The sequence below is a fragment of the Deltaproteobacteria bacterium genome (assembly GCA_005879535.1).
GTDB lineage: Bacteria > Myxococcota > Myxococcia > Myxococcales > 40CM-4-68-19 > 40CM-4-68-19.
Map to the genome: position 1 here is coordinate 1 of VBKI01000090.1, position 25,002 is coordinate 25,002.

Annotated in this window: 25 protein-coding genes; 10 read left to right on the forward strand and 15 right to left on the reverse strand. The window is 67.5% G+C overall.

All coding sequences use genetic code 11. The features are described from left to right. On the reverse strand, positions 1-696 hold a 696-nt coding region (locus E6J58_21110), incomplete at its 3' end, for a hypothetical protein (protein ID TMB33192.1). On the opposite strand from E6J58_21110, the gene E6J58_21115 reads away from it, so the two are divergent. After that, positions 695-1,084: a VOC family protein gene (locus E6J58_21115; protein ID TMB33193.1), complete on the forward strand. Its 390-nt coding sequence runs from the start codon at positions 695-697 to the stop codon at positions 1,082-1,084. The two genes, E6J58_21110 and E6J58_21115, sit on opposite strands and share 2 nt — an antisense overlap. An 11-nt stretch (positions 1,085-1,095) precedes the next feature. Here the strand turns inward: E6J58_21115 and E6J58_21120 are convergent, their stop codons facing one another. The 3 genes from E6J58_21120 to E6J58_21130 form a co-directional block, all read right to left on the reverse strand. Next, positions 1,096-1,740: a dihydrofolate reductase gene (locus E6J58_21120; protein TMB33194.1), complete on the reverse strand. Its 645-nt coding sequence runs from the start codon at positions 1,738-1,740 to the stop codon at positions 1,096-1,098. Positions 1,741-1,966: 226 nt separating this feature from the next. Beyond that, positions 1,967-2,566 (reverse strand): hypothetical protein, encoded by a 600-nt coding sequence (locus E6J58_21125; GenBank protein ID TMB33195.1) that lies wholly within the window; start codon positions 2,564-2,566, stop codon positions 1,967-1,969. An 86-nt stretch (positions 2,567-2,652) separates the two neighbouring features. Next, positions 2,653-4,083: a hypothetical protein gene (locus tag E6J58_21130; protein ID TMB33196.1), complete on the reverse strand. Its 1,431-nt coding sequence runs from the start codon at positions 4,081-4,083 to the stop codon at positions 2,653-2,655. A gap of 152 nt (positions 4,084-4,235) precedes the next feature. On the opposite strand from E6J58_21130, the gene E6J58_21135 reads away from it, so the two are divergent. Together E6J58_21135 and E6J58_21140 are read left to right on the forward strand one after the other, a co-directional pair. Next, the gene (locus E6J58_21135; protein TMB33197.1) at positions 4,236-5,003 is read left to right on the forward strand and encodes a hypothetical protein; all 768 of its coding nucleotides are present in this window, start codon (positions 4,236-4,238) and stop codon (positions 5,001-5,003) included. A 78-nt stretch (positions 5,004-5,081) separates the two neighbouring features. Next, complete coding sequence (locus E6J58_21140) at positions 5,082-5,459, forward strand: hypothetical protein (GenBank protein TMB33198.1); 378 nt, start codon at positions 5,082-5,084, stop codon at positions 5,457-5,459. A 4-nt stretch (positions 5,460-5,463) separates the two neighbouring features. Here the strand turns inward: E6J58_21140 and E6J58_21145 are convergent, their stop codons facing one another. Both E6J58_21145 and E6J58_21150 read right to left on the reverse strand, forming a co-directional pair. Next, positions 5,464-6,762: a DEAD/DEAH box helicase gene (locus E6J58_21145; GenBank protein TMB33199.1), complete on the reverse strand. Its 1,299-nt coding sequence runs from the start codon at positions 6,760-6,762 to the stop codon at positions 5,464-5,466. Between the two features lie 142 nt (positions 6,763-6,904). Then, positions 6,905-8,317 (reverse strand): hypothetical protein, encoded by a 1,413-nt coding sequence (locus E6J58_21150; protein TMB33200.1) that lies wholly within the window; start codon positions 8,315-8,317, stop codon positions 6,905-6,907. 91 nt (positions 8,318-8,408) lie between these two features. On the opposite strand from E6J58_21150, the gene E6J58_21155 reads away from it, so the two are divergent. Then, positions 8,409-10,250, forward strand: coding sequence for a response regulator (locus tag E6J58_21155; GenBank protein TMB33201.1), 1,842 nt, complete (start codon positions 8,409-8,411; stop codon positions 10,248-10,250). A 14-nt stretch (positions 10,251-10,264) separates the two neighbouring features. Here E6J58_21155 and E6J58_21160 read toward each other — a convergent pair whose 3' ends face one another. From E6J58_21160 to E6J58_21175, 4 genes are all read right to left on the reverse strand, one after another. Further along, positions 10,265-10,819, reverse strand: coding sequence for a hypothetical protein (locus E6J58_21160; protein ID TMB33202.1), 555 nt, complete (start codon positions 10,817-10,819; stop codon positions 10,265-10,267). A gap of 132 nt (positions 10,820-10,951) precedes the next feature. Further along, a complete protein-coding gene (locus tag E6J58_21165; protein ID TMB33203.1) occupies positions 10,952-11,263 on the reverse strand; it encodes a DUF3175 domain-containing protein in 312 nt (103 codons plus the stop codon). A gap of 41 nt (positions 11,264-11,304) precedes the next feature. Continuing rightward, positions 11,305-12,222 carry an ROK family protein gene (locus E6J58_21170; protein TMB33204.1) on the reverse strand — a complete coding sequence of 306 codons (918 nt, stop codon included), beginning with the start codon at positions 12,220-12,222 and terminating at the stop codon, positions 11,305-11,307. Positions 12,223-12,224: 2 nt separating this feature from the next. Next, positions 12,225-12,719 carry a phosphatase PAP2 family protein gene (locus E6J58_21175; protein TMB33205.1) on the reverse strand — a complete coding sequence of 165 codons (495 nt, stop codon included), beginning with the start codon at positions 12,717-12,719 and terminating at the stop codon, positions 12,225-12,227. A 158-nt stretch (positions 12,720-12,877) separates the two neighbouring features. Here E6J58_21175 and E6J58_21180 point away from each other — a divergent pair, with 158 nt between their 5' ends. After that, positions 12,878-14,260, forward strand: coding sequence for a hypothetical protein (locus E6J58_21180; protein TMB33206.1), 1,383 nt, complete (start codon positions 12,878-12,880; stop codon positions 14,258-14,260). Between the two features lie 438 nt (positions 14,261-14,698). Here E6J58_21180 and E6J58_21185 read toward each other — a convergent pair whose 3' ends face one another. Then, positions 14,699-15,907 (reverse strand): MFS transporter, encoded by a 1,209-nt coding sequence (locus E6J58_21185; protein TMB33207.1) that lies wholly within the window; start codon positions 15,905-15,907, stop codon positions 14,699-14,701. Positions 15,908-15,923: 16 nt separating this feature from the next. Continuing rightward, positions 15,924-16,460: a hemerythrin domain-containing protein gene (locus tag E6J58_21190; protein TMB33226.1), complete on the reverse strand. Its 537-nt coding sequence runs from the start codon at positions 16,458-16,460 to the stop codon at positions 15,924-15,926. A 699-nt stretch (positions 16,461-17,159) separates the two neighbouring features. Between E6J58_21190 and E6J58_21195 the strand changes: the two genes are divergently transcribed. The 3 genes from E6J58_21195 to E6J58_21205 are packed head-to-tail and all read left to right on the forward strand — an operon-like array spanning position 17,160 to position 19,040. After that, a complete protein-coding gene (locus E6J58_21195; protein ID TMB33227.1) occupies positions 17,160-17,894 on the forward strand; it encodes an alpha-ketoglutarate-dependent dioxygenase AlkB in 735 nt (244 codons plus the stop codon). A 31-nt stretch (positions 17,895-17,925) separates the two neighbouring features. Next, positions 17,926-18,420 (forward strand): RNA polymerase sigma factor, encoded by a 495-nt coding sequence (locus tag E6J58_21200; protein ID TMB33208.1) that lies wholly within the window; start codon positions 17,926-17,928, stop codon positions 18,418-18,420. Further along, positions 18,417-19,040 (forward strand): methylated-DNA--[protein]-cysteine S-methyltransferase, encoded by a 624-nt coding sequence (locus E6J58_21205; GenBank protein TMB33209.1) that lies wholly within the window; start codon positions 18,417-18,419, stop codon positions 19,038-19,040. Before E6J58_21200 ends, E6J58_21205 begins: the two co-directional genes overlap by 4 nt. 67 nt (positions 19,041-19,107) lie before the next feature. On the opposite strand, the gene E6J58_21210 is transcribed toward E6J58_21205, so the two are convergent. Continuing rightward, positions 19,108-19,410 carry a hypothetical protein gene (locus E6J58_21210; GenBank protein ID TMB33210.1) on the reverse strand — a complete coding sequence of 101 codons (303 nt, stop codon included), beginning with the start codon at positions 19,408-19,410 and terminating at the stop codon, positions 19,108-19,110. Positions 19,411-19,691: 281 nt separating this feature from the next. Between E6J58_21210 and E6J58_21215 the strand changes: the two genes are divergently transcribed. Together E6J58_21215 and E6J58_21220 are read left to right on the forward strand one after the other, a co-directional pair. Next, positions 19,692-20,054 carry a hypothetical protein gene (locus E6J58_21215; GenBank protein ID TMB33211.1) on the forward strand — a complete coding sequence of 121 codons (363 nt, stop codon included), beginning with the start codon at positions 19,692-19,694 and terminating at the stop codon, positions 20,052-20,054. A 58-nt stretch (positions 20,055-20,112) separates the two neighbouring features. Continuing rightward, a complete protein-coding gene (locus E6J58_21220) occupies positions 20,113-20,346 on the forward strand; it encodes a hypothetical protein (GenBank protein ID TMB33212.1) in 234 nt (77 codons plus the stop codon). Between the two features lie 111 nt (positions 20,347-20,457). Here E6J58_21220 and E6J58_21225 read toward each other — a convergent pair whose 3' ends face one another. Further along, positions 20,458-22,854, reverse strand: a complete 2,397-nt coding sequence (locus E6J58_21225) for an ABC transporter permease (GenBank protein TMB33213.1) — start codon at positions 22,852-22,854, stop codon at positions 20,458-20,460. Between the two features lie 190 nt (positions 22,855-23,044). Then, positions 23,045-24,907, reverse strand: a complete 1,863-nt coding sequence (locus tag E6J58_21230) for a hypothetical protein (protein TMB33214.1) — start codon at positions 24,905-24,907, stop codon at positions 23,045-23,047. Positions 24,908-25,002: the final 95 nt, after the last annotated feature.

The window sequence follows — 25,002 nt, forward strand, 5'->3', positions numbered from 1 at the left end:
GTCCGGCGTCCAGGCCGGATTGATCGCGTGATCGAACGGGCTGTAGTAGTAGCGCGGCATCGCGCTCCGGTGGTCGGCAACGACGGTGCGAATCTCCGCAAGGCGGCCGTCGCGGACGAAAGCCGTGTGCAAGAGGAAGTGGCCGGTGCCCGCCGTGGAGACCCAGGCGAGGCGCGTTCCGTCCGGCGACCAGCGCGGATCGACGTTCACCGCGCCGCCCGAGGTGAGCGGCGTCACTGCGCCGGTCGCAACTTCCAGCAGCATCAGCTCCATCGCGCTGCCGTCGTAGCGGACGAAAGCGATCCGGGCGCCGTCGGGGGACCAGTCGGGCTGGTGGTCGGTGCCATCGGAGTCGGTGAGCTGCTCCGCAACCGGACCATTCACGCGCTGCCGCCAGAGAAAGCCCTGCATGGCGTAGACCAGCCACTGCCCGTCGGGCGACCACGCCACCGCGGCAGGCCCGGAGGTCAGCTGCGGAAGATAGAGCTCTCGGTGGTAGTACGAATGCGGCAGGTCGATCTGGGGCAAGACCGGCTTGCGCTGCCCCAGCGCGAGCGCGGACACCGGGAGCAGGACGGCGCAGACCAGAAGCCGGAGCACCGCCGCCAGTCTACGCCAGGGGGCAATTGACCGGCCGGTTGCCGCAGTCAAGGTCCGTAAGCGTGCGTACCTTCCTGCACCGGAGGAGTCGCTCATGCTCAAGAACAGCAAGGCGTTCAGCAGTTTCGCGGTACGCGATCTCGAAGCGGCGCGGAAATTCTACACGCAGACCTTGGGAGTCGATGTCTCCGACGTGCCGGGGATGAAGGGCCTCATGCAGTTGAACCTCGCCGGCGGCCTGAACGTCATGGTCTATCCGAAGCCTGACCACGCTCCGGCCACCTTCACCGTGCTCAACTTCCCCGTCGAGAACGTGGAACGCGCGGTCGATGGGCTGGTGGAGCGCGGGGTGCGGTTCGAGATCTACAAGGAGGGCCCGATCAACACGAACGCGAAGGGCATCGCCGACGACGGGTCGGGGCCGCGAATCGCCTGGTTCAGGGATCCCTCGGGGAACATCCTCTCGGTGCTCGAACAGCGGTAGCTCGCCGGGGCTCACCGCCTGGCGAACTTGAGATGTGTCACCTTGGGAGCGGCGACGGTCCGCACGAGCTCGAGCCCGTGCAGGTCGTCGCCGAGCCCTTCGAACAGCCGCTCCCCGCTCCCGAGCAGCACCGGTACAAGGTTGATCTCCATCTCGTCCACCACGCCCGCCGCCAGGTAGCGGTTGGCCACGTTTGCTCCGCCGGCGAGCGACACATCCTTGCCCGCCGCAGCGCGCCGCGCCTGTTCCAGCGCCGATTGGATGCCGCCGGTGACGAAGTTGAACGTCGTCCCACCCTCCAGCCTGAGCGGCTCGCGGGCATGATGCGTGAGCACGAACACCGGGTGATGGAATGGCGGGTTCACTCCCCACCAGCCGTTCCATGGCTCCTTGGTCTTCCAGGGACCCGGATGGCCGCCGAACATGTTCCGTCCCATCACCGTGGCGCCGATGTTCGCAAGCGACTCCTCGACCAATGCGCTGCTCGCGTTGACCTCGCCGCCTTCGAGGCCGTGCATCGCCCGCCAGACGGCGAGCGGAAAGACCCACTCGTGCAGGCGCATACCGCCAATTCCAAGGGGATTGTCCACGCTCTGGCTGGGACCGGCGGCGAAACCATCGAGCGACATCGAGATCCTGAAGCGCAGCTTTGACACGTCCGGCCTCCGTGGCGCAGGGTTTAGCACGACTCGGTGGCGGCCTCGGGTTCGAAGGAACACGACGATGGATCAGCAAATGTCACCGCACGATCTTCAGACCATCCTGCAAGGACTGTCCGCAGACGACATCGCCCTCAAGCACGGGGATCCTTCGAAGATCTTCGCGAAGCTCAACAACTGCGCAGCGTCTACGCTTGCCCAAGGCCGTAACGTCCAGGAATCGCTACGGCTGCACGCACGAATGCGTTCCACAGAGGCCGAAGACCGAGCAGACGTCGATCGAGACTTGGCACACGGCGACGTCGAACGGGTGCGTGTAAGCCTGGCCATTTTCGAAATGCACATCCATCGAACCGCTGACATTCGATGCGGTCACGGTCGAGACGGCAATGCTTCCGCCTGACATCTGCGTCGGGGAGCCAGAAGCGGACGTGCAGACCGCATCGACCTGCGCCGCTGAGGTGATCGATGCCTTGAACGCGCCGCTCGGCGGGTTCGCAAGCCACGGATAGGTGCCCGGACCTGCAGCGTCGACGGTGCTCCCTCCGGGGATGCCGGAAAACGCACCCGCAAGAAGCGTGGTCGATCCCGCGCCGGTGCCGCACTGCTTGACCTGCGTCAGGACGTTGCAGGCGTCGGAGCCGCTCGAGAGCTCGAGGAGGATGCCGGAGATCGCGGTGGGACCCAGGAACGCAATGTTGTTGCAGGTCGCGGGCGCGAGGATGACTGCCGCGCCGTTGGTCGGCATGAAGCCGCCGAACAGTGGGGGCGGCGATCCACAAGCGGCGAGCGCAATGAAGAGAATTGCTGGAACGCGGCGCATCGTCCTCCCCTTTTTCGTTGATCTCGATGAACCTAGCAGAGCGTAGGCGCCCGCCAACTTCTCGGAGTTCCCCACCCGCGTGCACGTCACGGCGATCGCCGTTTGTCCACATCCGCGCTGCTGTGGTCCGCGGGCGGCAGCATGACGGATGCTGCTTCATCTGATGTCGCGGTCTCCGTCGTGCCGGCTTCGGCGCCCGCCGCCAGGCAGGAGAGCGCACCGCACAGCCACCAGAAATTGGCGCTCGATTGCTTGTACGAAACCAGCACGAGCGCGAACGACGCAGCGGCGATGCTGCACGCTTGCGCGATACGGATGCCCGGACGCAGCAGGGCGACCAGCCCCACCACACCCGCGACCGGACCGACCCACGCCGGGATGTGTGCCCAGCCGAGGCGCGTAGCAAGGCTCGCGACCGACAGCGAGTCAGGCCGGAACGGCTGCCAGATCTGCATCTGGATCACGCCCCGGAAGAAGCCGCGCCAATCCCAGAGGACGAACGGCAGCATCATGGCGGCCGCCACCATGGCCGCGACGACCAAAGAACGGAGCCGGTCGCGAGCGGGCAAGGCGAACGCGAGCGGCACCGCGAGATACGGCGAGTACTGCTTGCTCACCAGGAGAAGCCCCAGCCCGAGCCCTGCGACCAGTGGCCGGCGGAGCGCGAAGAGCACCAGTGCGAACGACGCGAGCATCACGGGCTCCACCCACGCCTGCTCGAGTACGAAGAAGGTCCGCGGCTGGAACAGCACGAACAGGCCCGCCAGTTCCGCAGTGCTGCTCGTCGGGAAAGCGCGGGCGAGCATCCAGCTGGCAAGCGCCATCAGCGCGAGCATCGAGTAGCGCGCATCACCGAGCAGCGCCACCCCCGGCAGCGCGGCGAGAATTGCCAGCGGAGGGTACGGGTACCCGAGCAGCCGATTCCCCGCGACCACCTGCGGCGCATAGAATTGCTGCGACAGATTGCCGTAGATGTTCGGGTAGCTGACCGAGTATGGGTTGGCGCCGCGCAGCAGCGCGGCCGGCGCTTTTTGCTGCACGATCCAGACGTCCATCCATGGCTGGGGGCTTGCGCGGATTACTGCAATGCCCATGAGGACGAAGCACGCGAGCAGCAGGAAGAAGCGCGCTCGGATTAGCGATGGGCGGAGGTGCACGCAGAGGTACGCCGACAGGATCACCAGCGACATTACGGCCAGCCAGCGAAACCCGAGCAATTTGCTCTGGTCGCCGTAGAACGTCGGGTTGGCGACCAGGTGCGTGGCGAGTCCCGCGGCAGCGCCAGCGCCGAGGATCGCCTGCGCCGGGAGCGGACTCCCGGAAGCTGCTCCGCGCTTTCGCCAGACCGCTGCGATCACCGCGGCTGCGACGCCCAGACCCGCGAGCGCCAGCGCGCGATCGTCGTACATCCCGCTGGAGATGTGCAGTGCTAGCGCGATCGCGAGTGCAGCGAGGGCGTTCAGCGCCGCGGGTCCCCCGGCGGAGATCGCTTCCTGAGACCCGGGGGACGATTGCATCGCACTCACCAGCCAAACACGATAGCGCGCAGCCGCAAGAGCGCACCAGCGCGGCAGAGCGGTGGCGAGCTCATCGGCGAATCCCGAAATTACCGCCGACTTCTCGCATACTTCGCTCCTCCTCGTGGCGGCGGCGCCCGGAGGAACCCGCAATGGAATCGCAGAACCGCCTTATTGATGCGATGCCAGTCGACTTGCCTGCCGCGGCGGATCGCGGCAGCATCTCCTACCGCTTGCGGGGAGATGCGCTCATGCGCCGCCTTTCGATCGTCTCGATAGCAACGCTCGCGCTCGCCTGCAGCGGCGATGGCAAGGCGCCGCCGCGTGACAATTTCGCGGCTATCGACCAGGCGATCGCCGAGTTCGCCGCGATGGGGATTCGATGTGTCCATCGTGAGCCGCCGCCATTCCACGCTTGCGACGGACTTGCCAATGGAGCGGCGTGCGTCGTTTCGGATGAAGGTGAATCCGGCGTCTGCAAGCTGCTGCGCGATGGGCGCCTCGTCTGCGCCGAGGTCGAGAACGACAAGTGCGCGCACGACGATAATGATGAAGGCGAAGATCACGGAGGCAAGCGGTGCGACGGCGGCGTACCACTGCCGACCGACGGCGGGGTGCCGACCGACGGTGGGTTGCCGACGGATGGGGGGCTACCTGCTGACGGTGGATTGCCTACTGACGGCGGGTTGCCGACGGATGGTGGACTTGCAATAGACGGCGGCCCCGCCAGCGATGCGGGACTCTCGATCAGCGGCGGCGACCCTCTTTCGCCGTTCGAGGCTGCCGTGGACGCGTGTGCAAACCACGGCGCAAATGACGCCTGCTCGTTCGGCTTCCACGAACAACAGATCGAGGGCAATTGCCGAAACGTGCCCGGCCTAGGGGTACTGGTGTGCGCGCCGGCGTGCTCGCACCACTGACTTCGCGAGCCAAACTACCGCTTGTGGGTTACACTCTGTGCCGACCAGCCGCGGTGTTCCTGCGGTGGAAGGAACACCATGAGCGAAAACGAGTCGGGCACAACGCGGACCAAGTGGAGCCGCTCGCAGCGCTTCCGGCTGACGCCGGCAGGCCGGGACGCCGGACACAGCTACCGCCAGGATATCGTCGCCTCGCGGGTCGAGGCGGGCCGCAAATCCTTCGACGACGCCCGGGCTGAGTGGGCTGCGCGGCTGGCGCTGGAGCCGACCGATGGCCTCTACCTCGGTGAGTTGCTCGAGGCGCCTCGGACCATCCCGGAGATCGCTGCTTCGCTGGACGGCTGCGGGCCTCAACGCAGCGACGTGCGCGCAGCCATCGAGCGCTTGGTACATGTGCGGATGATGGAGCTGGTCGCGCCGCCACCGCCGCCGCCTGCTCCACCACGGCGATGGTAAGGCGTTAGCGGCGCCGCCGCGGCTTCCAGGAGCCGAGCTTTTGCGGGGGTTGCGCCGCGGCTTCCGTTCGGTGTCGCGGCGCGTGAGCACGGCCACTGGCCTGGTGCGGACGCCCATCTCGCCGCTGGTGCCGCTGCACTTCCCGGCGGGGAGGCGGCATCTCCGCTCGCCGCTTCAACTCGTCCCGGAACGCATCGTGCTCCCGCGGCACCGCGGCGCGCTCCACCGTCTTGCGGGTGAACTTCTCGATGCCGCGCAAGAGGTCGTGTTCCTCCGGCGAGGCGAAGCTGGAAGCTCGCCCACTCGCTTCCATGCGCGCGGTGCGGCCGATGCGATGGACGTAGTCCTCCGGAATGTGGGGCATGTCGAAATTCACCACGTGTCCGATCTCGGCCACGTCGATGCCCCTCGCCGCGATGTCGGTGGCCACGAGCACCCGGTGCTCTCCTGAACGAAACCCTTCCAGCGCCGCACGTCGTTGCCCTTGCGAGCGGTCGGCGTGGATCACCGCTACCTTGTGCCCGGCGCGCAGGAGCGATCGGGCCACCCGGTCGGCGCGTCTCTTGGTGCGGGTGAACACCAGCGTGGACAGCTGGTCCTGCTCGAGCAGTGCGAGCAAGAGCGCCGTCTTCTCCTCCTGGCCGACGAGGAAGACTTGCTGGTACGCGCGTTGCGAGGTGGTCCCGATGCGCGCCACCTCCACCCGCACCGGCTCGCGCAGGTGCTCGCGGGCGAAGTCGGCCACCTCGCCGGCCATGGTCGCCGAAAAGAGTAGCGACTGCCGCTTGGGCGGCACGTGCTTGAGGATGCGCCGCAGCTGCGGCAAGAAGCCCATGTCCAGCATGCGGTCCGCCTCGTCGAGCACCAGGATCTCGATCTGATCGAGCCGCGCAGTCCCTGAATCCAGGTGATCGTTCAGCCGGCCGGGCGTGGCCACCACGATCTCGACTCCTTTCGCGAACGCCTGCCTCTGCGGCGCCATCCCCACACCGCCGATCACCGCGGCGCTGCGGAGATGGTGTCCGTGGCGGAAGCGCTCGACCTGCTCGTGGATCTGCAGCGCCAATTCCCGGGTCGGTGCCAGCACCAGCGCGCGGGTGCCGTGCTTTCCCTCCAGGCGTTCGAGGATGGGGAGCACGAATGCCAGCGTCTTGCCGGTGCCGGTCGCCGCCGAACCGACCACGTCCTTGCCCTGCAGCGCAGGAGGGATGGCCTGTGCCTGGATGGGCGTCGGCGCCTCGAAGCCTTCCCGCTCGAGGGCGACGAGACACTTCTTCGACAAGCCCAGAGCGGCAAACGTCATCTCCGACCCACTGCGCCGGCCGCATCTGCTCGTCGCATGATGGAGACTTCTAGCACCGATCGCTTGCTGACCAGGTCTGCTGCGTCATGGACCGCGGCGTGGCGCACGACGGACTGGAGTGGGAGCTTGGGTCGCGCCTACCTCATTCGAACAGCGCCGCCGCGGATTGCGGAAAGCCACCGGCGTCCTGGCCGCCGAAGATGAGGACCTTGCCGTTGCTCAGCATCGTCACCGTGGCGGCGTAGAAGGCCGCACCGAGCATGGGACCCGCGCTCCATCGCGCTGTCGCCGGGTCGAAGATCTCGGTGGCAGGAACGCCGACGCCGACCCTTCCCGCGAGGTCGGGAGGACGTTCTCCGCCGATCACCAGGACGCGCCCGTCCGTCAAACTGACCGCCGAATGCGAATCCCGGGGCGCCTGCAGATCGCCGCTCGCGCTGAATTGTCCGGTGGCTGGATCGAAGATCTCCGTGCCCAAGGGAAACGGCGCCGGATCGTTTCCGTCTCCTCCCGAGATCAAGACACGCCCATCGGGCAGCAGCGCAGCGGCGTGGAGACCTCGTCCGGCGATCATGGACCCGGTCGCGGTGAACGCGTCCGTGGCGGGATCGTAGATTTCGGCCGTGCTCGCCCAGAACTCCGGTGAAGGGTTCGGTTCCTGGCAGCAAGTGAGCCCTCCGGCGATGAGCATGCGTCCATCGCGGAGCAGCGTCGCCGTGTGCGCCACGCGGACGTGGAGCATCGAGCCAACGGTCCGCCATTGCGCAGCGTTCGCGTCGTAGCGCTCCGCCACATCGCTGAGCCCGGTCACAGTGCGTCCAAAACCACCGCTGAGGAGCACGCCGCCGTCGGACAGCGGCGTCGCGGTCCGGTGGGAGGTACCGCGCGTCGCCGCGTCTCCGACCCGGCTGAACGATGCCGCGGCGAAATCGAACACCTGCGTGATCACCGGATGAAGCTGGCCTCCGGCACCGTTGATGCCGGTCCCGACCAGCAAGAACCCGCCACTCCGCAGCGGCGCGATGGAGGTGAACTCCTGGGCCTCGGCGGAAAACAGCAGGTCGGGCCCGGACGTGAACGCTTCGCTCGCGGGATCGAAGATCTGGCTCCGGGTGCTGTCGGGAACCGAGAGCGCAGCCGAGGTATTGCCGCCCATGACGATCGCGTGCCCGTCGGGCAGCGCGGTGGCAACGTGATTGGTATGCGCGGTCGGCGCATTGGCGAGCGCCCGAATCCGGTTGCGGTAGCTCGCTTGTACCGTGGCTCGCGCCTCGAGGTGCTCGTCACCTCGGTCGACGCGCACCGTGAACGTCGTCGTGCGCGAGAGGGGCGGCGTCTCTACGGGGATACCGCTCTGGACCGGGCCGATTCCGTCAATGCTGGCGGATTCGCCGGCGAAGACCGCAGTGAGTTGAATACGTTCGCCGACGAAGACGGCGGCAGGCGCAGCGGTCAGAGCAAGCTCTGGACCCGAATCGCCGGCCTCGCGATGTCCCGACGAGCAAGCGACGAGCGTGCCCGCGACGAGGTGGAAGAGAACTGAACGCTGTCTCATTTGACCTGACCTCAGGGGGCGGACTTCGCGCGGATCGCGCCGCCGCACCACTGAGGATGACGTGAGGCGCCGAAGTATTCCGTGCAGGCTCATGTCGATCCAGCTGCTCTCGATGATCGCGCCGTTCATCGACGCGCGCGCCCTGAGTCCTGGGAGTACGCGGCTCGATCGGCTACCTGTGTCGGTTTCTCTACGTACGCAGCCCGCCGCGCGCCGATCGCGACGCGGCATCTGTCGTCTTCTTGGCTGCCGTCGATTCCGCGATGCGCCGATACTGCGGCCCTGGGCGATATTGGAGAGCGATCGTTTCGAGGTTCCGATGCGGAAAAACGGTCGCGCTGCTCGATCGCCCACCCGCTCCAAGACACTGTACGCCTATCCTCGGAATGACGCAGAATCGTTTGCGAAGTCGTTGAGGAACCTCGCGGTCTGCCGCCTTGGCTGGTGGGCGCTGCGGACGACGGCGAGCGGGATGGCCCTGGTGCGAGACGGCGCGATCTCGTTCGGCAACGCACGGTGGCACGAGCTCGACCGGCCGGGAGATGGACTCGGCTGGGAGAGGCTGAAAACCAGCGCCGCCGCGCGCACCCAGCGGGGCTTGAGCGAGCTTGCGCTCGACCAGGCAAAACGGCTTCTGGCGCGCTCCCCGTCCAGGTGGAGTGTCATCCGATGCCGGTGTGCAGGCATCGATCAGGTCGTCGAGTTGCGCGCCGAGAAAATGGCTGGCGGGCACGGCATGGTCGTCGTTCTCGCGTACGACGTCACCGAACAGCTCCGGGCCGAGGCCAAGCTGCGCGTGGCGCAGGAGGCCCTCCATCGAAGCCACCGCATGGAGGCCGTTGGAGAGCTTGCCTCCGGGCTGGCGCACGATCTGAACAATGCGCTGAACGTCATGCGCATGCGGCTGGAGCTCTTCCGTCGCGAAGTGCCCGACGCGACCGGGAATGCCCATTTCGAGGCGTTTACCCGCATGGTCACCGACGCCGCAGCGCGCGTCCTGCGGATGCACGAGCTGTCGCGGAAACAGACCGACCCATCGTTCGAGGAGGTCGATCTGCGGCAGGTGATCGACGATGCCATCGCAATGGCTCGACCCGAGCTGGAGCAGCGCTCCGCTTCCGATGAAAGGCATTTCGACCTCCGCTCGAACGTCGGTGCGCTCCCGCCCGTGCGCGCGAATCCCACGGAGCTCAAGCACCTGTTCGTCAACCTCCTCCTCAACGCGCGCGACGCGATGCCCGAGGGCGGCGCGATTTCAATCGAGGCCTCGCGCGAGGAGGATTTCGCGGTGGTCTGCGTCAACGACGAAGGAACCGGAATTCCCGAAGAACACCTGGAAACGATCTTCGAGTCGTTCTTCACCACCAAAGGCCCTCGCGGGACGGGCCTGGGACTCTCCATGGCCCGGAGCGCGATGGCGCGCCTTGGCGGATCGATCGTTGCCCGCAACCGCAAAAGGAAAGGAGCGGAGTTCCTGCTCCGCTTTCCGCTCTGCACCCGGTCTGCCCTTGCGGAGCGCGCGAAGTCCGAGCAAGTCGTCCCGCACATCGAGAGATCGCTGCGCCTCCTCCTCGTCGACGACGATCCGGATTGCCTGGAAGTGACCAAGGAAGTCCTGCGCGGCGAACCGCTCGAGATCGATACCGCGAGCAGCGGCACGGAAGCGTTGGCGAAGCTCGAGGAGAACGGCTACGACCTGCTGCTCTGCGACGTCGGAATGCCGGACATCAGCGGGTGGCAGGTGGCGCAAAAAGCGCGTGTGCGCCACCCAGCGATGCCGATCTTCATGGTCACCGGATGGGCGAACGAATTCGTCTCGGCGGAATCGCGGCCCGGTAGCGTCGACGGCGTCATCGCCAAGCCGGTCGAAATCGACGAGTTGCGCGCGATCATCGCGCGAACGGCGCTCCTGCCGGCGACACACCTCCACTAGCAGGAGTGGAACCCCTATCGCGCCGGTGACGCCCAGGGGGAGTTGGCGACATGAAGCAGCAGCACGACCCCGCACGCTGCGAGTGCCCGCCCACCGTAGGTCCGATCGCGGCGCGAACCGACGAAGTACACCGCGCCGCAGACAACGATGAACACGAGCTCGAACCACCACCAGCCGTGCGGCCATCGCACCCACAAGCCGAGCCCGAGGTGCGAGTGCGCATGCGGCCAAAGCGCGAGGTCCGGAGGGTGCATCACGAAGTCGAGAACGAAATGCGAGAACACGGCGATCCCTGCCGCGAACGCAACTGCGCGGCCTCGGCGCAGGAACAGGAGCCCGAACAGCACGGCCCAGAAGATCGACGCCGCGAACGAGTGCGACCAGTCGATGAAGTCGAGCGAGAACCCGGGCGACCGTCCCGGCGTCAGCGACGCTCGTTCGAAGCCGAGGAGGACGAAGATTCCGAACAGCACGTCCAGGAATCCGACTCCGAGGAGCAGGGCCCAGGTCGGCGCGCGCGGCTGCGCCGTCTTCAGGGCGAGCGCCGCGGCGAAGTGGCCCGCGTACATCAGGGCGCCGCGCGCGGGCGGTCGAGCCACGCCAGGATGGGCACGGGCAGGAGGAACCCGACGAGGCAAAAGATGGCGAACCCGGCCGGGGTCATCTGCGCCTCCACACCGGTTGCGAATTCGGGGACAGTATCACCGCCCGAACAGCTTGCGTAGCTCGCGCTTGGCGGCGTCCAGCTTGCGGCGCTGCGCGGCGGAGAGCTTCCTGCCCGCGCGGTTCTGGTAGAAGACGAGCATCGACATCGCCGAGCGGAAAGGCGCGCTCTTGCGGCGTTTGCTCCGTTCCGCGCTCCGCTTCAGCGACGAAGCGATGGCCCGCGCGCTTCCTCGCCGGAAGACGCCCTTCTCCAGGTCGAGCGCGTCGCTGGTCTCCATCACCCGCCTCGACCAGTACTTCCCACGCCGCGCCCGCGTCTTCGGGGCCGGCTTGCGCCGTGCAGCCATGCCTCGCAATTTGCGCATCCGCGTCCTTGGCGGCAGTTGCCTCAAGCGGGTGCCGTCGTCTCCGCCAACGCTCGCTCGACCGTCGTGCGCGACGCCTGGATCGCGCCCCACAACGCGCCATAGAGCTGCGCATCGCTGCGGAGCTTTGCCGGCATCAGGGGCGGCGGCATCTCCAGATATGCGCGGACTTCCTTGCGCACTCTGGACAGCAGCGCCGCGCCCGCGTCGCTCGTCCCGCCGCCGAAGATGATCGCCTGCGGATCGAGCAGCGCGCCGATGGCGACGACGGCAGCCGTGAGCTGCTCGATCACTGGCTGCGTGGCTCGCGCGAACCGGCGCTTGCTGACCGCCCGCGCCAGAGCCTCCGCGGCGTTGAGCTTCTTGCCGGTGGCGCGGCTGACGCGCTTCCTGATTGCGTTCTTGCCCACGATCGCGGAGAGATTCTTGCGCGTCCCTCCGCAAAAGAACGTCAACTCCCCTGCCTCGCCGCTGGCGAAATGCGCCCCTCGATAGAGCTGGCCGTCGAGAAACAGACCGGCGCCGACGCCGGTGCCGAGGGCGAGGAAGACAAAGGTGCCCATTCTCGTGGCGGCGCCGCACCACTTCTCGCCCAGGGCGCCGCAGTTCGAGTCGCGCTCGACGAAAACCGGAACGCCGTAGCGTTTCTCGAGGAGCGCCTTCAGCGGGACGTCGACCCAGCCTTCCAGATTGCCCGCGCGCAGTACTTTTCCTCGCGAGTCCACCGGTCCGGGCACCGCGACACCTAGCGCTCTCATCCCACCGCGTCCGCCCGGGATCGCGTCGATCTGCTCGTCGAGGACGGCGAGGATCGCTTCGACGCCATCGTCCGCCGGCGTCTTGATCTTGTCGGCATACACGTCCAGGCCGCTCTCCGCTTCGCGGGCGAGGAAGGACATCTTGCTCCCCCCGATGTCGACGGCCACCAGATGCGTCTTCATGGCTATAGCCGCCCGAGCGCGGCACCAATGAATACGCCGAGCACCGTTCCCGCCGCGATGTCGGACGGCCAATGCGCCGCGGCGCGCAGGCGTTCGACGCCGATGGCGGCAACCACCGCACCGAGCGCGACCGCAACGACGATGCGGGCGCGCGGCGGCGAATCAATCCAGACGGCAGTCAGGAGCGCCGCGGGACCGGCGACATGACTGCTCGGAAAAGAGCGATGACCGTCGCGGCTGAACCGCTTCCATCCCGGCCGCGGCCGGTGCGTCGCGCCCTTGATCAGTCTGGCGCAGGCGTCGGCAGCAACGGGAGCAATCGCGACCCCGGCAGCCGGCCGCCCGGCTGCTCGCAGCACGACGGCAGCGGCGATGCCTTGCGCGGCCGTGGCCCAAGGCGAGCAGAGTTTCGCCATGAGTCGCGCGGTCTTTCCGGCCGGATGGCGACGGGCCCTCCAGGAGATGACGCGATCGAATCTGCTGATGGCGAGGTGCATGAATGAAGTGTGGCCACCACCGAGCGTCCGGCAATCGGTAAAGCAACGCCTACAACGGCGGTTCGCGGCGCATCTCGACCCACGTTTCGAAAAGTGGCGGGCGGCGAGATCTTCCTTCAGATGGTGGAGGCCGTCTGACGAAATCGGAGACCCGACCCATGCGAATTGTTGCCCTTGCGATGCTGGCGCTCCTGGCGTGCGCTCATGAGACTGTCAACGCTCCCGAAGCCGTGGCGCCCCCGGTTGTCGAATCCCTGCCCGCTCCCGCGCCTGCGCCGGCTGCTCCTGCCGTTCCTGAGACGGTCGCCGTGGCGACGCCTCCGCCCGCCGCTCCGCCTCCGGCCAGCATCCCCGTGGAACGCCGGGCAGTGCAGAGCGCCGACGCGCCGAAGGCGGCCGGGCCGTACAGCGCCGCGATCCAGGCGCCTGCGGGTCGCGTCCTCTTTGTCTCGGGTCAGATCGCGGTGGACCCCGCGAAGGATCGTCTCGTCAATGGAGATGCCGCCAAGCAGACCGCGCGCGCAATGGAGAATGTGAAGGCGGTGCTCGAAGCCGCCGGGTCCAGCGTCGACGACGTGGTGAAGACGACCATCTTCCTCACCGACCTTGCCGACTTTCCGAAGGTCAACGACGCATACGGCCGTTACTTCCAGAAGACGCCGCCCGCCCGCGCTATGGTACAGGTGTCCGCGCTGTCCCGCGGAGCGCGCGTGGCCGTCGAGGCCGTCGCCATCAGCCGCGCGGGCGATTCCGGAGCGGCCGGTGGTCCCGTCACGGTGTCGACCGCTGGGGCGCCGAAAGCGATTGGTCCCTACAGCCAGGCAGTGGAGACCCGGGGAGGGTCGCTCCTGTTCGTCTCGGGCCAGATCCCGGTCGACCCCGCTACGGGCGAGCTCGTCCAGGGCGACATCGCCGCGCAGACAGAGCGGGTGATGGAGAACCTGAAAGCGGTCCTCGCCAGCGCCGGGGCCAGCTTCAGCGACGTGGTGAAGACGAACGTCTACATGGTCGACCTGGTGGGAGACGGCACCAAGATGAACGAGACGTACGGCCGTTACTTCCAGAAGTCGTTCCCCGCGCGCGCGACGGTGCAGATGGCGGCGTTGCCGAAGAGCGCACGCATCGAGATCGAGTGCGTGGCTGTCACTCGCGGCGGCGCTGCCGGCGCCGTGGAGAGCCCGCAGGCTCCGAAGGCGCTCGGCGCCTACAGCCAGGGAATGGGCGTCAACCCCGGCTCCTTCCTCTTCGTCTCCGGCCAGATCCCGATCGACCCGGCCACGGGCCATACCATCCTCGGCGACGCCGGCGCTCAGACTGAGCGCGTGATGAAGAACTTGAAGGCGGTGCTCGAAGCCGCCGGCGCGGGCTTCGACAAGGTGGTGAAGACGACCATCTTCGTCGCCGACATGGCGGACTACGCCAAGGTCAACGAGGCGTACGGCCGGTACTTCAGCAAGTCGCTGCCGGCGCGCGCTACGGTCCAGGTGGCCGCGCTCCCGAGAGGGGCGCGCGTCGCGATCGATTGCCTGGCAGGGCTCTAAGAAGCGACGACAGCACGACGACTTTCATCGGGCGCCTTGGGGCGCCCGATCGAAATGAATGACGCTCACCTCCGGGGACTACGCGTCGCTGCGCTTCTGATGGATCTTGAAACGCAGCGTCCACTCCTTCGCGGCTACCAGGTGACGTAGCGATAGTCGTAGAGGCTCGGCCGAAGTTCCCACGGCCCTCCCCAAGCGGCGAGGGCCTCCCTGGACCACCTTGGAGGGGGCGCTGACAGCGGGTGGGCCTGAACGGCCTCCGGAAGCGCACCGGGCGGGATCAGGGGAGTCGGCGCTGTGGAAGCGAAGAGAAGCAGCAATGGGACGATGGTCATGTAGCTCATGGCATGAGTTTGATGCTCCAGCGCGCCAAATCGACTCTGTCCGATGAGCGGCGACCGTCCGCGGACGAAACGACCCGAAATCATGAACGTCCTGCTACTGCCCCTGCGCGTCACCGGAACCTTCCGAGCGCATCTTCTCGCGCGAACGTGCGGTCACGGCGATGAAGGGAATCGCCGCAATCTCGAGAATGACGGCAGCGAGAACGACCCAGACCAGGGAAACATCGTAGAGCCAGCCGAGCAGCGCGCTGCCCAACAGCCAGAATGTCCCATACCCGGCGGTGAAGATGCCGTACGCGGACCCGCGATGGCTCGCCGGCACCATGGTCGCCACCGCCGCCGCGACGATGGATTCGTGGACGCCCATTCCCAGCCCCCACAGCGCGGTGCCGATGAGGGCCACCCACGTGCCTCCAAAGAATGCGAAGGGTGCGTACGTCGCGGTCAGCAACGTCAGCGGAACCAGAATCCAGAGGCCGAATCGATCGAACAGCTTGCCGAAGACGAGTGAGCCCGCGCCGCTGACGCCCATGGCGACCGCGTAGAACACCGCGGTCATGCTTCCGGGGAGAATCTTCGCCTTCTCGAAGTGGTAGGCGATCAGCGGGTAGTCGGCGAAGCCCGCCGCGACGAGCCCCGCGCCGGCGAGATAGATCCAGAAGCGGCGCGGCAAGCCCTTGCCTTCGAGAGGTTCGGCCTCGTGGCTCGGTTCGAGGTCCTCGGGCCTCGGATAGAGGACGCGCGCCACCACCAGAAGCGCGAGAGTGATTGCCGCCGGGATGGCAAGCACCGCGAACGCCAGGCGATAGTCATGGCGCAGCGCCAGGATACCGGCCATCGCGAGCGGGCCGAGGAGCGCTCCGAACTGATCGAGCGCCTCGTGCAACCCGAACGCCCAGCCGTAGCCGCCCATCTCCTTGCCTGCGTGCGAGAGCATCACGTCACGCGGCGGATTGCGCGTGGCCTTTCCGATCCGCTCGAGAATGAGCAGGCCTACGGCGAGCGGCCAATTCCCCGCCAGCGCCAGCAGCGGGACCGCGCACATCTGGACGACGTAGCCGGCAATGGTGATGGGCCAGAACTGCCGCGTCTTGTCCGCGAGCCTGCCGGAGACGACGCGGAGCGCGTAGCCGAGAAATTCACCGAGGCCGCTGGCGATGCCGACGACCGCGCCGCTCGCGCCGAGCGCAGCAAGGAACGGGCCGGCGATCCCGCGTGCGCCCTCGTAGGTGAAGTCGGCGAAGAGGCTCATCACGCCGACCAGCACCACGAACCGGAGCGCGCGCTTCCTCCTTTCGGTCATGGAAGAAGAAGCGCTCTCATCGAGGCGTGAACTGGTCGAGGTCCGACAGCCCGAACTGCTCCTCCAGTTTCGCCACCTGCGCCACCGCGCCTTCGAAGCCCTCGTTGCCGAGCTGCTTCTTCTCTTCCGCCTCGAACTGATCGCCCAGCTCGTCGTACGCCTTTTCGCCCATCAGATCGTGGAACGCCGGAAAGAGCACGGTGTCCTCGCGCGCCGCGTGCGGCCGGTACATGCGGTTGAAGACGCGGAGCAGCTCCGCCAGCTTCTTGCCATCGCCGCCATCGCACAGCTTGACGACGTTTGCGGTGACCGTGCGGCCCGCCTGGTGCTGGCGACGGAGCGTGGCGGTCAGGTCCGTCAACTTCTCCGCCTTCTCCATGCGCGGGAAGATGAAGTTCTCCTCCAGCTTCTCGTGGTAATCCTCGATCACCTTGCGCACGATGCCGGCGCTTGCCGCAAGGGCATCGAGCGGCGGTTTGTCGCCGCTCTCCAGCCGGCGAGCCGCGTCGTCATAGATGAACATCACGCGCCGCAGGACGCCATGCTCGCGCATGAGGTCCTCGCCGGGTCCGACCTCCGCTTCTTTCTTCCGGGCCTTCTTCGCGGCTGCACCAGCAGGAAACGCGGCGACCAGATAACCCGCCCCCAGTCCGAACAGCACGTCCCGCCGATTCCGCTCGTCCACATGACACCTCCTCACTCCTCGAACATAGCGATCTCCGACTGGCAACTCGTCGATGGCAGCCGCTAGCACGGCTTCGAGTTGCTTGCCCAGCGCGCCATCCCAGCGCCTGTACCGCCCGCGGACTCATATGACGGCGCGGCCGCCCAGCGGGGCAAGGCGCTCTTCGAGGGCAAGGCGCGGTGCGCGACCTGCCACGTGCCGCCGCTCTACACCGAGCCCGGCTGGCAGATGCATACCGGCGCCGAGATCGGAATCGACGATTTCCAGTCGCAGCGCTCACCGGACGGGCGCTACCGGACCACGCCTCTCAAGGGACTTTTCGCGCGCAAGAAGGGCGGGTTCTACCATGACGGCCGCTTCGCTGATTACGCCGCGGTGATCAGACACTACGATGGCTTTCTTCGCCTCGGGCTCGAAGATCGCGAGAAGGCGGACCTGGCCTCAAGTCGTTGTGACAGAATCACCTGGGGCGCCGGCGAGCTTGCGGGCGCACCTGGGACCTCACAATTCGGGTACCGTCTGCGTTGTCCACGCATGACACCGAACGCTCCATCGTCGCGCGGCAGGATGGGCCGCAGCCGCCTGGGTGGCGTCGCCACCGCGCTCGCGCCTGCGCATGAGTGCGCGCCGCAGCAGCTCGCCCTCGGAATCTCCTCTCCGGCCGCGGCGCTTGTCCCCGAAGTCCTTTTGCCGGGCGCCGTCAAGATCGCGGGCTGGCTCAGCCGTGATGTGCAGCGATCGCTCGCCGCCGGGTTCCGCCAGTGGGCATTGCCGCCGGCCGGGCTCCGGCACCCGCGGGTCCCGAGCGGACATCTGATGAGCGTCCAGTCGGTGTGCCTGGGGTGGCACTGGGAGCCGTACGCCTATTCCAAGACGGCTGACGACACCGACGGCGCACCGGTCAAGCCGTTGCCTCTCGAGCTCGCCGAACTGGCCCGGGCTGCCGTCGCGGAAGCTTACGGGCCGGACAGAGCAGCCTCCTACGCACCGGACGCGGCGATCGTGAACCTCTACGCGTCGGGTGCGCAGCTCGGACTGCATCTCGACGGCGAGGAGCCCAGCGACGCTCCGGTCGTCACCCTGAGCCTCGGCGACAGCTGCGTGTTCCGGTTTGCGGGCGTCGGCCGTCGCAATGGCCCGTTCAAAGACGTCGAGCTCCACTCCGGCGATCTGCTGGTCTTCGGCGGGCCGAGCCGGCGCATCTATCACGGCGTCCCCAAGGTGCTCGAGGGGACGGCGCCTGCGAGCCTCGGCCTTCCCCCGGGCAGGGTGAGCATCACCCTGCGGGAGACTGGACTGTGAACGGCCCGCTCTTGCTCTTCCATGACGCCCGATGACCGCACCGCGGCAGCGGGCGGCGCGACCGTTCGAGGAGATCGTCGCCGAGCACGGCGCTCTGGTGATGCGCGTGTGCCGGGCGCTGGTGGGGCCGGTGGACGCCGCCGACGCCTGGTCGGAGACGTTCTTGTCCGCGCTGCAGGCGTATCCAAGGCTGCGAGCGGGCAGCAACATCCGCGGGTGGCTCGTGACCATTGCCCATCGGAAGGCGATCGATCAGCTCCGGGGCGCCGCGCGAAGGCCCGAACCGGCACGCGACGTGCCCGAGCTGGCCGTCCCCGAGCCGGCGTCGGCGGATGACGACGAGCTCCGCGCCGCTCTGGACGCCCTGCCGCTCAAGCAGCGCGGCGCGGTGATCTACCGGTATCTCGCCGAGCTCTCGTACGCCGAGGTCGGCGAGCTCCTGGGTTCCAACGCCACCGCTGCGCGGCGAAGCGCGGCGGATGGCATCGCAAGCCTTCGCAAGCGTCTTTCGAAAGGAACGTCATGACCACCGACAAGCAGATCATCGATCGCGTCGAAGAGGGATTTGCCGGCTTCTCCGCCGCATTCGACATCGACGGCAGGCTGCACGCGCGGCTCGCCGTGCTGGCGGAGCGGCGGGGGCTCCTCGACGTGTCGTACCGCACCATCGACAGCCCGCTCGGGCCGCTGCTCCTGGCGGCGACCGGGAAGGGCCTCGTGCGGGTGGCGTTCAGCCGGGAAGATCATCAGTCCGTCCTTTCCAGCCTCGCGAGCGACATCAGTCCCCGCATCCTCCGCACGCCCCGGCGACTCGACAAGGCGGCGCGCGAGCTCGAGGAGTACTTCGCGGGCAAGCGACGCGCGTTCACCGTACCGGTCGATCTTCAGCTCGCCCACGGGTTCCGTCGCTCTGTGCTCCTGCACCTGCGCGACATTCCTTACGGCGAGACGCAGAGCTACACCGCCGTGGCGAAGGCTGCTGGCAATCCGTCCGCGGTCCGGGCGGCCGCCAGCGCGTGCTCCCACAATCCGCTGCCACTGGTCGTGCCCTGCCATCGCGTCGTGCGCAGCGATGGCACCTTGGGCAAGTACCTCGGCGGCCCCGAGGCCAAGCACGCCTTGCTCGCAATGGAGGCGGCGCGGTGATCTCTTGCCTGCGCGACAGTATCTCGCCGCCGCCCCGGCGGAGAGGCGGGCGCCGTAGATTCTCGAGTTAGTGGCAGCGCTCGACCGCCGAGAGCCGATAGCGGCGCAAGCGACTCTCGCCGGCGCGGCCGGTCAGGTCGTCCGCCACCAGGCACTTGGCACCGAGCTCACGCCCCGAGAGCAGGGTCGGCATCGTCGCATATACGAGTCGCTGGCCGCCGCAGGTGAAATAGTGCCCGAGCGAGTTTGCGTCGACCGATACGCCGCCGGTCTTCCAGTCCAGGTCATGCGGAATGTCCAAGGTGAGGGTGTTGCCTCTCCGCTCCTGGATGCACCCAGTGCTCAGGTCCACGACTGCGATCGTCTTCATGGCAGCTCGCTGGGTGTTCGGTGCAGCGGCGTTTCGGACGAAAGGACTCGAAGTTCAGCCCGAAGTATACGCTGCCGAGGGGAACGACGCGAGGTACGAGCGACTCGTCGCGCGTGCATCATCCCCGCACCGGTTCGATCGCCGTCAGTCGAAGTACTTCTACGCGTTTTGTTCTCGGCGCTTGACAAGGCTTCTGATGAAGCGCAACACGATGTATCGAGACGCGCGGAGTCCAATTCGACTCGATCGCGCGCGCTTTCGACCACATTGGTTTAGCTCCCATGCGTCCGGCACCAAGCCAGGAACCGAGCCATGATCCGATCTCGCCGAGTGACATCGCCGAGAAGATCAAGGGGCTCGGGCGTGACGCCGCCGACTTCGGTTTCGAGCTTCTTCTCGTCGGCACACGGGAGCGCATCGCGCGACTCGAGTCGGACCTGGCGGCGTGCGACAGGAACGCGGGGCAGCGGGAAGCGGCATTCAGATCTACCTCCGCGACGTGGGACACCAAGCGCGTGGCGATGGAGACGGAGCTCGGCGCGTACCGCACAGTCGTTCGGGACGCGCTCAGGATCATCGAGCATCACGCTGGCGGCACGATGGCCGACGTGAGAAATCTCCTGCGCGGGATCCATCGCTTGTGACCACGACGTTTCACGCTTCTGTCGCTATTCCCTGGATCAGCTGTTACACCTGCTGTGCATGGACGCGCGACACGAGCACTACCGGTGGTGGCTGCTGGATGGCGATCTCGAGATCGTCTCGGACGGCAGAATCGCCGGTGCGTCGCTGCTGGCGGCGCTCGCGGACCTGAACCGGCACATCAACCGGCTCGGTGACCGCGGCCAGCATCCGACCAACCAACCCTACAGGCTCATCGTCTACAAAGGCGCCGCCGTAGTCGCAGTGCGGCCGGCTACGCTCGGAATCTGCTGAAGGCAAAACGCGCAGACCCATCTGCGTTCACCTGCCGTTTCGCTGACGAGCACCGATGCGACAACTGCATGGGCTGGAGCTGCTGCTCACCGCGTTGATGCGAGCCTGATTTCATTCCGCTCGCAGCGATACCGCCGGGTCCACTCGTGTCGCCCGGCGGGCCGGAATCCAGCTCGCGAGCAGGGCCGATATGACGAGCACGGCGGCCGTCGATGCGAGTGTAAGCGGGTCAGTCGTGCTGACCCGGTACACGAGCGACGCCAGCACGCGCGTTCCCGCCAGAGCGCCGGCAAGACCGACCGCGACGCCCGCCAGCGCCAGGCGCAGACCCGATCCGACCACCATCCGCCGCACCAGCGACGAATCCGCCCCGAGCGCCATCCGGATGCCGATCTCCCGCGTCCGCTGCGCCACCGAGTACGCTGTCACGCCGTAGATTCCGAGCGCCGCCAAGGCCAGCGCCAGAACGGCGAAGATGCTCAGAAGCGTCATCTGGAACCGCTGCTCGTTCACCGATTCGTTCACGATCTGCGCCAGCGGCCGCGCTGCCGAGAGCGGCAGGTCCGGATCCAGCGCCGCCACGTCCGCCCGCAGCGCCGCCAACAGCGACATCGGCTCGCCGCTCGCGGCCCGCATTGCTACCCGCAGCCCGGGAACCGTGTACTGCATCAGCGGCACGACGATCAGTGGCGCCGGCGCGCGATCGAGCCCTTTGGTGTGCACGTCCCCGATCACGCCGGCGATCGTCCACGGGTCGTTCCCGGGCCCCAGTATCTGGTTGATCCGCCGCCCGAGGGGCTCGCCCTTCGGGATCAGCCGGCGCACGAACGCCTCGTTGACCAGCACCACGTGCGGCGCCGCCTTCACGTCGGACCAGGCCAGGTCGCGCCCGGAAACCAGCGGAATGCCGATCGTCGCCAGGTACCCCGGCGTTGCCCAGAGAATCTCGGCTCTCGGGAACTGTCCGGGCGGGTACGGCTCGCCCCCCTCGAGCGTGAATCCGTACTCGCTTCGCGCCCGCGCGTCGAGCGGCACGCTGGTCATCAACGCGGCGCTGCGCGTTCCCGGCTCGGCCTGCAGCCGCTCCATGAGGTTCTGGGCCAGCGCGAAGATGCGCTCGGGCGGATAGCGCGAGGGGGGCAGATCGAGATCGGCCACCAGCACCCGCTCGGGCGCCGCGAGCCCGGAAGGCACCTCGAGCAGCCCCGACAACGTCCGGATCATCAGGCCCGCCCCGGCCGCGAGCACGAACGCCAGCGCCGTCTCGACGACGACCAGCGCCGTACGCGCCCGCCACCGTCCGGTGCCACCGGAGCCGTTCTTGAGCACCCCCATCAGCTGCGGCGACGTCAGTTGCAGCGCCGGAGCGAGTCCGGCGAGGAGCCCCGCGCCCATCGCAGCCAGTAGCGCGAACGCCAGCACCGCGGCGTCGATGTGCACTTCTTCCAGCCGCGGCATGTCCGGAGGCGCGAGCGAGAGAAGCGCGCCCAGGATCCACGGCGCGGCCAGCACCGCGAGCAATCCGCCGAGCGTCGCGAGCACCATCGCCTCGACGAGCAGGTGGCGGACCAGCGCGCCGCGACCCGCGCCCAGCGCCGCGCGGATTGCCAGCTCGCGCTGCCGCGCCATTCCTCGGGCGAGAAGAAGCGAAGCCACGTTGGCGCAGGCGATCAAGAGCGCCAGCAGGACCGCCCCGAACAGCGCGGTCAGCGCCGGCTTCACCGGCCCGACCAGATCGTCGAGCAGCGGCTGCGCCTCCATCGTCCATGCGGCGTGCTCCGCGATCTTCGCGTGGACGCGGGGAGCCGACACGTCCAGCTCGGCCTGCGCCTCGCGCACTCCCGCGCCTGGCTTGAGCCTCGCGACGGCCATCACCCAGTACATGCCGCGGAACTCGTTCTCCCTGCCTTCCATCGCCATCGGCAAGAGCACTTCGGCCTGCCGCAGGAGCGGGAAATGGAAGTCGGCCGGCATCACGCCGCCGATCTCGTACGTGCGCCCGTCGAGGACCAGCGTGTGGCCGGCGACCCCGCGATCGCCGCCGAACTCGCGGCGCCAGAACGAGTCGGTGAGCACGGCCGTCCGCGGACCGCCGGCGACGTCCTCGCTCTCCGCCGGACCGCGCCCGAAGGCCGGCTGGATCTGCAGCGTGGAGAAAAAGCTGGCGGTGATCCGCGCGACGCGGACTTGCACCGGCGGCCCCCGCCCCGTCAGCGTCTGCCGGGTCGCGCGCACGCCGGCGACGGATGCGAAGACGCCGCCCTGGCGGGACACGTCGACATAGTCCGGCCCAGAAAACGGCCAGCGCGCATCGGTCCCGGCCGGACGCTCGTACAGCCGCACTAACTCCTCGGAATGCGGCAGCCCGAGCGGCCGCAAGACCACGCTGCGGATCACGCTGAAAACCGCCGTGCTTCCACCCACCCCGACGGCGAGCACCAGCACTGCCGCCGCGGTGAAGCCCGGCGCGCGCCAGAGGGTCCGCAGCGCGAGGCGGAGGTCATTCATGCGTACACTGAACGCAAGCCTGATGCCATTTGCGCGACCCCGAAATCACGGCAGTTGCCGAGAGCGGTGTGCGATTGCGGGATCCTCTGTCCCAAATGCGCGCATCCCATTTTGTGGTCCTCGACCTCGACCAGCAGCAGATCCGGATGCTCGCGCAGGACAACGCACAAAGACCACCGCACTGCGTTTTTCACGGCAGCGTCCGGGCCACCCGGAAGCCCATCATGATGTCCCGATAGGCGGCGGGGTTCCGCTCGCGCGTCGCTGATCGGAGCATCCAGGGAGGATAGAACCACGAGCCGCCGCGATCGACGCGCATGCAGGAATTCGCCGGCTCCGCTGCGCTGCCGTCTGACGGCGCACTGGCGTAGGTTTCGGCATAACAATCCTGCGTCCATTGCCAGACGTTGCCGGCCATGTCGTAGAGGCCGAAGGCGTTCGCCGGTTTCGATCCCACAGGGTGGGTGCGCCCGCCGGAATTGCCCTTGAACCAGGCATTGCGGTCCGTGTCGGCGTCGTCGTCTCCCCAGAAGAAGCGCGTTGTGGTCCCGGCGCGCGCTGCGTATTCCCACTCCGCCTCGCTCGGCAGGCGATAAGCGGACTCGTGCAGCTGCCCGTTGAGCCAGGCAACGTATGCTTGCGCGTCCTGCCAGTCGACGCAGACAACCGGATCGCGATCGGTCTGATCGAATCCCGGGGCCTGCCAGCTCACGCTCGGCCGCTTCTCCCATTTCGCGCCGTCGTGGCCGCAGCCATCGCCAGCGGAACGCCCGGTGGCGCGAACAAACGCGGCGTACTCGGCCCGGGTCACGTCGTACTTGCCCAACGCGAACGGCCGCAGCGAGACCGCGTGCTGCGGCGCCTCATCCGCGACCGCGATCATCAGCGCGCCGTGGCTCACCGCCCAAGCCTTCTCTTCCATGGGCGAGCCTCTCGTGAACCGGCCTGCGGGGATCACGACCATCTCCGGGCAGTCCGGGCAGTCGCGAAACCCGGCTCCGGGCGCGCGATCGGACTTTCTGCTCTGCTCATGCACTTCGCGGACGGCGTCCACCACGGCGTCCGGCTCGTCGAACTGCACGTATTCCGAGCTGTGTCGCGTAAAGATCTGCCGGGCATTCGAAGAGAGGTCGAGCCAGCGCGCCTGCGCCTGCGCGATCTGATGCTGGTAATCCAGACGCTTGGGATCCGTTTCCGGCACTGCGGGCAGATGCCCGACGCCATGGTTGCCCGTGGTCAGCACGCGGACGGGCCGGGAACCGAGGGAGAGTCGGTGCTTCATGAGGTAATCTTCGTCCCAGGGCATCTGTTCCATTTCCGAGAGATACGCGTCGTACATCGCGACCTTCGTTTGCGCGATCTGGAGCAACTTCGCGTTTAATTCCGCCGACCATGCCGGCTCGGGTAATCCGCGAAAGAACTGCTGGGCGCAATTGCGAGGCGGCTGGCCCGGACGCGAGGGCAACGGAGGCAACGGCTTGCCCAGGGCGATCGCGTCACGGCACTCGCGCAGGCGCTGGATGATTTTGGCCTCCCCGCGGTGATCCTCTTCCCGCATCTGTTCCGGCTCGAGATCCTGGGCATCCGCCTCGACCATCACGAGCCCTGCCACCTCCGGCAGGTAGCGCTCCGCAAAGGTGCGCACGCAGTCGCCGCCGAACGCATTACCGACCAGGATATACGGCCCAGCGATGCCGGCGTTGTGAAGCGCGGTATGCAACTCGTCCGCGATGCGCACGCTCGTGCGTGGCATGGGACCGGGATCGCTGAACCCGGCCCCGGCGCGATCGTAGCTGCATGCACGGGTCCATTGCGCGATGCGTGGCTGGACCGTCGCCCACGCCGGGGCCCAGTCTTCCCAGCCGGATTCGAAGACGACGGTGGGCGAGCCGTTGCCCGTGCAGTACAGGTTCAATCGCGCTCCGTCGCCGGCTGGAACGATTTGTCCGGGGCGTGTGTACAGCGCGTCTGCAGGCGCGGCGGCGGCCCGGTGTTGCAGCGCCCATGCCGCAAGCGCGGCGAGGAAGAGGACCGCGCGTTCCGGCCGGACCATGCCTGCCCCCTTTGCTCGACAACAGTTCTGAACACCGCCTGGCGCGGTTCATTCCACGCCTTTGCGCCATGTCGCTCACATGCAAAGGCCCGCTG

What these genes read in the sequence shown, in the direction of transcription:
- E6J58_21115 (TMB33193.1), top strand. Translation starts at nt 695, where the DNA reads ATGCTCAAGAACAGCAAGGCGTTCAGCAGTTTCGCGGTACGCGATCTC.
- E6J58_21125 (TMB33195.1), bottom strand. Translation starts at nt 2,566, where the DNA reads ATGCGCCGCGTTCCAGCAATTCTCTTCATTGCGCTCGCCGCTTGTGGA.
- E6J58_21130 (TMB33196.1), bottom strand. Translation starts at nt 4,083, where the DNA reads ATGCAATCGTCCCCCGGGTCTCAGGAAGCGATCTCCGCCGGGGGACCC.
- E6J58_21135 (TMB33197.1), top strand. Translation starts at nt 4,236, where the DNA reads ATGGAATCGCAGAACCGCCTTATTGATGCGATGCCAGTCGACTTGCCT.
- E6J58_21140 (TMB33198.1), top strand. Translation starts at nt 5,082, where the DNA reads ATGAGCGAAAACGAGTCGGGCACAACGCGGACCAAGTGGAGCCGCTCG.
- E6J58_21145 (TMB33199.1), bottom strand. Translation starts at nt 6,762, where the DNA reads ATGACGTTTGCCGCTCTGGGCTTGTCGAAGAAGTGTCTCGTCGCCCTC.
- E6J58_21150 (TMB33200.1), bottom strand. Translation starts at nt 8,317, where the DNA reads ATGAGACAGCGTTCAGTTCTCTTCCACCTCGTCGCGGGCACGCTCGTC.
- E6J58_21155 (TMB33201.1), top strand. Translation starts at nt 8,409, where the DNA reads ATGTCGATCCAGCTGCTCTCGATGATCGCGCCGTTCATCGACGCGCGC.
- E6J58_21160 (TMB33202.1), bottom strand. Translation starts at nt 10,819, where the DNA reads ATGTACGCGGGCCACTTCGCCGCGGCGCTCGCCCTGAAGACGGCGCAG.
- E6J58_21165 (TMB33203.1), bottom strand. Translation starts at nt 11,263, where the DNA reads ATGGCTGCACGGCGCAAGCCGGCCCCGAAGACGCGGGCGCGGCGTGGG.
- E6J58_21170 (TMB33204.1), bottom strand. Translation starts at nt 12,222, where the DNA reads ATGAAGACGCATCTGGTGGCCGTCGACATCGGGGGGAGCAAGATGTCC.
- E6J58_21175 (TMB33205.1), bottom strand. Translation starts at nt 12,719, where the DNA reads ATGCACCTCGCCATCAGCAGATTCGATCGCGTCATCTCCTGGAGGGCC.
- E6J58_21180 (TMB33206.1), top strand. Translation starts at nt 12,878, where the DNA reads ATGCGAATTGTTGCCCTTGCGATGCTGGCGCTCCTGGCGTGCGCTCAT.
- E6J58_21185 (TMB33207.1), bottom strand. Translation starts at nt 15,907, where the DNA reads ATGACCGAAAGGAGGAAGCGCGCGCTCCGGTTCGTGGTGCTGGTCGGC.
- E6J58_21190 (TMB33226.1), bottom strand. Translation starts at nt 16,460, where the DNA reads ATGCGCGAGCATGGCGTCCTGCGGCGCGTGATGTTCATCTATGACGAC.
- E6J58_21195 (TMB33227.1), top strand. Translation starts at nt 17,160, where the DNA reads ATGGGCCGCAGCCGCCTGGGTGGCGTCGCCACCGCGCTCGCGCCTGCG.
- E6J58_21200 (TMB33208.1), top strand. Translation starts at nt 17,926, where the DNA reads ATGACCGCACCGCGGCAGCGGGCGGCGCGACCGTTCGAGGAGATCGTC.
- E6J58_21205 (TMB33209.1), top strand. Translation starts at nt 18,417, where the DNA reads ATGACCACCGACAAGCAGATCATCGATCGCGTCGAAGAGGGATTTGCC.
- E6J58_21210 (TMB33210.1), bottom strand. Translation starts at nt 19,410, where the DNA reads ATGAAGACGATCGCAGTCGTGGACCTGAGCACTGGGTGCATCCAGGAG.
- E6J58_21215 (TMB33211.1), top strand. Translation starts at nt 19,692, where the DNA reads ATGCGTCCGGCACCAAGCCAGGAACCGAGCCATGATCCGATCTCGCCG.
- E6J58_21220 (TMB33212.1), top strand. Translation starts at nt 20,113, where the DNA reads ATGGACGCGCGACACGAGCACTACCGGTGGTGGCTGCTGGATGGCGAT.
- E6J58_21225 (TMB33213.1), bottom strand. Translation starts at nt 22,854, where the DNA reads ATGAATGACCTCCGCCTCGCGCTGCGGACCCTCTGGCGCGCGCCGGGC.
- E6J58_21230 (TMB33214.1), bottom strand. Translation starts at nt 24,907, where the DNA reads ATGGTCCGGCCGGAACGCGCGGTCCTCTTCCTCGCCGCGCTTGCGGCA.